The 6,734-nt window shown below is 63.7% G+C and carries 5 protein-coding genes; 2 read left to right on the top strand and 3 right to left on the bottom strand.

The window, feature by feature from the left end; all coding sequences use genetic code 11:
* The 3 genes from AC3AYF_RS16575 to AC3AYF_RS16565 form a co-directional block, all read right to left on the bottom strand.
* A partial coding sequence (locus tag AC3AYF_RS16575) for a YcjX family protein (RefSeq protein WP_487780028.1) occupies positions 1 to 361 on the bottom strand: 361 nt, incomplete at its 3' end.
* 147 nt (positions 362 to 508) lie between these two features.
* Positions 509 to 2,104, bottom strand: a complete 1,596-nt coding sequence (locus AC3AYF_RS16570; protein ID WP_295035097.1) for a solute:sodium symporter family transporter — start codon at positions 2,102 to 2,104, stop codon at positions 509 to 511.
* A gap of 216 nt (positions 2,105 to 2,320) precedes the next feature.
* A complete protein-coding gene (locus AC3AYF_RS16565) occupies positions 2,321 to 3,877 on the bottom strand; it encodes a glucosyltransferase domain-containing protein (RefSeq protein ID WP_295035099.1) in 1,557 nt (518 codons plus the stop codon).
* A 350-nt stretch (positions 3,878 to 4,227) separates the two neighbouring features.
* On the opposite strand from AC3AYF_RS16565, the gene AC3AYF_RS16560 reads away from it, so the two are divergent.
* Positions 4,228 to 5,757, top strand: a complete 1,530-nt coding sequence (locus AC3AYF_RS16560; RefSeq protein WP_295035100.1) for a glucan biosynthesis protein G — start codon at positions 4,228 to 4,230, stop codon at positions 5,755 to 5,757.
* Positions 5,750 to 6,734 (top strand): glycosyltransferase family protein (locus AC3AYF_RS16555; protein ID WP_487780027.1); only part of this gene is annotated, 985 nt, incomplete at its 3' end. The genes AC3AYF_RS16560 and AC3AYF_RS16555, both read left to right, overlap by 8 nt.

The following is a 6,734-nucleotide window of genomic DNA, read 5'->3' as shown; positions in this document are numbered from 1 at the left end:
GCAGGCCTCTTGCGCGCCGGGTCTTGTAGCGCAACTGCAGGCGCAGTTCGCTGATGCCGCGCGTTGGCTCGGGCCAGCGTGGCGGCGTCGATTCGAGCGCGGCGATCGCTTCGTCGTAGGGAAAGCGAGGGATCCCGAGATCCGGCTGCGAGATCCGCTGCGCGCCGAGCAGGCGCTCCTCGCGGGCGGACTTGAGCAAGTCGAGACGCGCATCGATACCGGCATGGCGCAACTGGTTGACCAGCGACGTCAAGAACGCCGTCTTGCCGGCGCGGGAGAGCCCGGTGACCGCCAGTCGCAGTTGGCGATCCCGGCCGCGATCGAGCAGATTCCGAAGTTCGTGAGTCAGGTGTCGGGCCATCGCCTCTATTTCCGAAGAAACCAGTCCGCATGGTAAACGATAACGGCGGTCGTCAGGGAACCCCGGGCAGGTAGGGCAGAGCCGAAAACGACGACGCCTCGCACCAGAGGCGAGGCGTCGTCGGGTTGTGGTTCGACCCCGGTCGCGTCAACCGGCGAAGGCGAAGTAGATCGCGAAGACCAGGATCAGCAGCACGATCGCTACCGGTACCGCCCCCTTCCAGGGCGTCAGATCGACCGCCTTGACGTCCTCGTGCACCCAGGCCTCGCGGCGCGGCGCGATCTTGCCGATCAGCAGCATGCCGAGCACCAGCACCACGAAGACGCCGGCCACGAAGTGATACTGGTTGGTGATCTCCAGGATGCCGTTGAACGGCGGCACGAAGTAGCCGGCCGCAATCAGTACGATGCCGCCGATCAGCCCGAAGATGGCAGCGGACTCCGGCACCCGCTTGGTCAGCAGGCCCACGATCACCACCGCCAGGATCGGGATGAAGTAGATCGCATTCATCGTTTGCAGGTAGTCGAAGAGGCTGTCCTGGCCGGCCAGCAGCGGGGCGATCACCATGGCCGCGACGGCCATGACCCAACCGAAGATCTTGCCGGCGTTGACCACCTGCTGCTCGCTCGCTTCCTTCTTGAATATCCCTTTGTAGATACCCAGGCTGAACAGCGTCGTGGTGCTGTTCAGGGCCGAATTGAACGACGACAGGATCGCACCGACCATGACGGCGGCGAAGAAGCCGGTCAGCCAGGGCGGCAGCAGGTGGAAGACCAGGTAGCCATAGGCCTGGTCGCCGGCGATGCCCTCATCGGCGTAGAGCTGGTAGGCGATGATCCCGGGCAGCACCAGGTAGAGCGGTCCGAGGAGCTTGAGGAAACCGGTCAGCAGGACGCCTTTCTGGCCTTCGGAAAGGCTCCTGGCGGCAAAGGTGCGCTGGATGATCTGCTGGTTGGTGGACCAGTAGAACAGGTTGATCAGGAAGACGCCGGTAAACAGTGTCGGCCAGGGGACCTGCTGATCCGGGCGTCCCAGGGAGTTGAGGCGTTCCGGCTGGGCCTGCTGGATGGCCTGCCAGCCGGCCGCGATACCGTTGCCATCGCCGGCGGCGTTGAGACCCAGATAAACGATCAGGAAACCGCCGACCAGCAGGCCGATGGCATTGATGGTGTCGGAGACGGCGACCGTCCGCAGGCCGCCGAACAGGGCGTAGATCGCGCCGATGATGCCGACACCCCAGACCGTCAGCCACAGCAGCGTGGTGCTGGACTCGATGCCCGTCAGTACCGGCAGATCCAGCATGCCCTGAAGACCGACGGCGCCGGAGTAGAGAATGATCGGCTGCAGGATGACCGCGTAGGCGACCAGGAAGATGACGTTGCAGATCAGTTGCGTCGTCGGGCCAAACCGCGCCTGCAACAGCTGTGGAACGGTGGCGATACCGCTGCGCAGGAAGCGGGGCAGAAAGAACAGCGCCAGCAGCACCAGGGCGACGACGGCAACGACTTCCCAGGCCATGACGCTCAACCCGTCGGAGAAGGCCGCGCCGTTGAGACCGACCATCTGCTCCGTCGAGAGGTTGGTCATCAGTAGCGAGCCCGCGATCAGCGGAAAGCTCAGGCTGCGACCGGCGAGAAAGTAGCCCCGCGTATTGCTGAGATCGTCACGGTGAGTGATACGCCACGTAATCAAGGCGACCAATCCCGTAAAGAAGAGGAACGAGATCAGAGTCCATGCATGCATAGAGGTGTCCTGGTTGAATGCATCCCAATGGCGGCTCGAGAAGGGAGCTGTCGCCACGTTACCCGGGCAGTGTTGGGCACCGGGCGACAAAGCGCCATTCTCCATTTGTCTGACATAGCCCGGTCAATGTGTAGGCGTTTGGCCTGTGGGTCCCTGCATCGGAACGCCATGTCGCCGGAGAACCGCGCAGCGTGATGGCAAGGCCGGACGTCGCGCTCAGTCGTCGATGGGAAGTTCGCTGGTCGTCAAGCTTCGATGGCAGTGCGGTTCGAGAGAGACCACGTAGTGTCCCTCGAATCGGTAGAGCGTGTACCAGGCCCGCCGCACCAGGGGGGCGAGACTCCCGCACCGGGACTCGAAATCCCTCCGCAGTGCCGTGTCGCTGCTCAATTCGAAGCCCGAGGACAGGCCTCTGCGATAGAGCTCCTGGTAGCCCCACCAGTAGCCGTTGTCGAGATAGGGCTGGATCAGCTCGGCTATCATCGGGTGCGAGGCGATCGCGTTGCGGGTCGCCCGGGCGTAGGGCAGCGCCCCGTCGATGACCAGTGGCGCGGCGTGAGGCTGCACGGCGAGATCTTCGATCAGGGTCATGGCAACGTGATCGGCGAAAAGCGCTTGCTGCCTTTGCGCATTGCCGTAGGCGTAGGTCAGGGTGAGGGGCGTGCCGAGCGCGACCACCAGCAGCGGCCAGCCCATCGTGGACTGGTTGAACAGCGGCCAGCGGGAGCGCCCGAGCCACTGCAGCACGCAGAAGAGCAGTCCGGCATAGACCGCGCCGAAGCCCATCATCACTCTCGGCCGCCAGATCGGGTCGGAAAGGGCGGACAGAAAGCCGAGCCCGCCCAGCGGCAGGCAGATCGTGATCAGGGCCATGACGGCCAGGCCCGCCAGATGTCGATGGCGCCATGCCGCGATCCACAGCGTCGTGGTGGTCACGACGGCCAGCGCCATGACGAGCCACCATGTCGGGGCGCCCAGGGTGGTTGCCGCGTAGTGCCAGAATCGCCACGTCTGACCGATCAGATGACCGGGCAGCTGGTCGAACGGGGCCAGCTGGCTGTGCTTGACGCTGTAGTCGCCGTCAATCAGCCACGCGGAGACGAGCTTTGAAATCACCAGTGCCATCAAGCCCGTCGCCAGGGCCCCCAGGTGTAGGGACCAGTCGGGGCGACCCCGCAGCGAGATACTCAAGGCGACATGGAAGGCGAGCAGCACGAAGTAGACATTGGCGGCCGGCTGATAGAACAGCAGCGACGCCAGGACGCCGGCGCCTCCGGCCAGCCAGCGGAATCGTGCCTGCCAATGTCGGTGTTGGCGCGGATCCAGCGCCCAGGCGATACCGGCGATGGCGCAGGCCAGCGAGAGGGCCATGGGAAGCGCGTCGAACTGGTAGGAGAGGTTTTGTAGGAAAAACGGCTGTACGACGAGAATCAGCATCGCAAGCCAGGCGTGACCGGTGTCGAATGCCAGCAGACGGCGTCGCCACGGCAGAATGGCCGCAGCGACGGCGGCCAGGCCCAGCCATAACGGCAGCGGCGCGAGATCGGCGAGGCGAGGGCCGCCGTTGAGCAGCAGCGAAACGAGACTGGAGAGTGGGCGACCGTTGGAGACCCAGCCCATCTCGCCATGGAAACTGCGCCAGATGTCGTCCCGGTAGAGTCGATCGGCCTGGATCAGGGGGTAGCTGAAAATGACGAGATACGCCATCATGCCCAGCCAACGGCGCAACCCGGTCGTCGCGGCCCCTTGATCGAAGTGCGAATCCATGGGCATGCAGCGATCTCATCCGTCGGTGAACCGGGTGCGCTATTCAGTCAGGCAGTCGTGGGCCGACAACGAGGTCTTCCCGTACCCGCAGTGTAGCGTATGCTAGACTGCGGCGGTACGGAGCAAGGAGGCTTCGCTATCTCGTCGTCCTCATCGTGAGTTGCGTCGGCTGCCGGCATTCCTGGTGGCACGGCTTTATCGGCTCGGCATGGCTGACCGTTTTTTACAGCATCGGTATGCACGGCCTTGAACGCCTCGAGCTCGTTGATATCGGCCAAGATAGTTATGACAGGAGTATGAGTGTGAGTGCATCGATCCGGCGGAATAACCTTGAAAAACGCAAGGCGCTTCTTCCGGTGGTAGCCCTGACAGGGTTGCTACTCAGCGGTATCGCCCAAAATGTGTTGGCTTTTGGTTTCGATGATGTCGCGAAGAAAGCCGAGGACCTTTCGCAACAGGGTTACAGCGAACCCGAACAGAACCTGCCGGAGGCGCTGAGCAATCTGGATTACGGCCAGTACGAGCAGATCCAGTACAAGCGTGATCGCGATGTCTGGAGTGGAGACGAGGTGCCTTTCACCCTGAGCTTTTTCCACGAGGGCATGCATTACAACAGCGCCATTCAACTCCACAGCGTCGACGATCAGGGCGTGCACGACTTCGCCTACAACCCCGACGACTTCACCTACGGCAATCTGGATATTCCGGATAGCGTCAAGAACGACGACGATCTCGGCATCGCGGGCTTCAAGGTCAATTACGCGCTCAACCAGGCTGACCGCAAAGACGAGACGATGGTGTTTCTCGGCGCCAGCTACTTCCGTGTCGTCGGCAAGAACCAGGTCTACGGCGTCTCCGGCCGGGGACTCGCGGTCGATACCGGACTCCCTTCCGGCGAGGAGTTTCCCCGTTTCAAGGAGTTCTGGATCGTCAAACCGAGCAAGACCAGCCAGTACCTGACGATCTTCGCGCTGCTCGATTCTCCCAGCCTGACCGGTGCCTATCGCTTCGTGCTGCGCCCAGGGGCCGACACCGTCGTCGACGTCAAGTCGCGCATCTTCCTGCGTCGTCCGGTGGAGAAACTGGGCGTGGCGCCGCTGACCAGCATGTATCTCTACGGCCCCGAGCAGCCCTCATCGACGCTGAACTACCGGCCCGCCATCCACGACTCCAACGGGTTGCTGATCAGCGACTCGCAGAACGGCTGGACCTGGCGCCCCCTGGCCAATCCGGCGAAGCTGATGATCAACGAGCAGGCCACGCCGCGCCTCCGGGGCTATGGTCTGATGCAGCGGGATCACCAGTTCGACAGCTATCAGGATCTGGACAGTCGCTATGACCTGCGTCCGAGCGCCTGGATCGAGCCGCAGAACGAGTGGGGCGCCGGCAAGGTCGAGTTGATCCAGATTCCGACACCCAACGAGACCAACGACAACATCGTCTCGATGTGGCTGCCGGAAACCGCGCCGCAGCCGGGCACGCCGCTGGATTACGACTATCGTTTCACCGTCACCAAGGACGAGAGCCGCTACGTCGATCCCTCTCTGGCCTGGGTCGATCAGACGCGCCGTTCTCGCGGCGAAGTCCGCAAGGACAATCTGGTCAGAGAGGCCGACGGTTCGCTGGCATTCGTGCTGGATTTCACTGGCCCCTCGCTGTCAGGGCTCGGTGACGACGCGAACGTCAGCGTGCAGGCGAGTGTCGGCGACAACGGTGAACTGGTGGACAGCCACGCCGAGCGCAACTCGGCCATGGGCGGCTGGCGGGTCTTCGTCAAGGTCAAGCGCAGTGACAACAGCAAGCCGCTGGACATCCGCGCCTACCTGAACCAAGGCGAGAAGCGGGTTTCCGAAACCTGGTACTACCGGTTGCCCGCCAATGGCTGAAGCGACGCCCAAGAAGATGGTGTCAGCCGAGCACTACCTGGAGCGGTTGGCGCTTGAAGCCCAGGACCGGAACGAGCGGCGCAAGCTGCTCGCCAGCGACCTGGATACCCATGACATGGCTTCGCTGCACGCCGCATTGGGCGGTGGCGAGGTCGATCAGGACGATCCGGCTGCCAGTTCGGTGGGTCGCCGCCTGGCCCTGGCCTATGCCGAGCCGCCGCTGGCGCCGCCGGAGATCCTCGATACCGATGAGCGCGGCATCACCCGCTTGAAGACGGCGCCGCCGCTGAAGCGAACGCCGCTGGCTCCCGAAGGGTGGTCGACCAATCCCTTCGTGCGCTTCGGGCAGCGCTTCAAGAACTGGGCCGGCCGGGGGTTTCGTCGCAAGCACCGGGAGAGCAAACCGGCGCCGCGCTGGCAGATGATCGCGAGCGCGCGCCGCTGGGTGCTGCTGGTACTGATTTTCGGCCAGAGCTTCATCGCCGCCAACCAGATGCGGACGGTCTTGCCGGGACAGGGCCAGCAGTGGCTCGAGATCACCATCCTGGCGCTGTTCGTGCTGCTGTTCGCCTGGGTGTCCGCGGGTTTCTGGACTGCCCTGATGGGCTTCTTCCAGCTGCTTCGCGGTCGCGACCGCTATGCCATCGACTCCGAAGTCGGTGACGAACCGATCCCGGAAGACGCGCGTACCGCGCTGCTGGTCCCCATCTGCAACGAGGACGTTCCGCGGGTCTTCGCCGGTGTGCGGGCGACCATCGAGTCGTTGCGCCAGAGCGGCAATGGCCAGCACTTCGACGTGTTCATCCTGAGCGACACCTTCGATCCCGATATCGCGATCCAGGAGACCCACGCGTGGCTGGCGTTGTGTCGCGATCTCGAGGCCTTCGGCCAGGTCTTTTACCGTCGACGCCAGCGCCGCGTGAAGCGCAAGAGCGGCAACCTCGACGATTTCTGTCGCCGCTGGGGCGCGCTCTACC

The organism is Salinicola sp. (genome assembly GCF_982684285.1).
Note: the sequence above shows the minus strand (reverse complement) of the source record. Positions and strands in the feature narration are given on the sequence as shown.

Coding starts and splice junctions, on each gene's coding strand:
- AC3AYF_RS16570 (WP_295035097.1), bottom strand. CDS start 2,104: ATGCATGCATGGACTCTGATCTCGTTCCTCTTCTTTACGGGATTGGTC.
- AC3AYF_RS16565 (WP_295035099.1), bottom strand. CDS start 3,877: ATGCCCATGGATTCGCACTTCGATCAAGGGGCCGCGACGACCGGGTTG.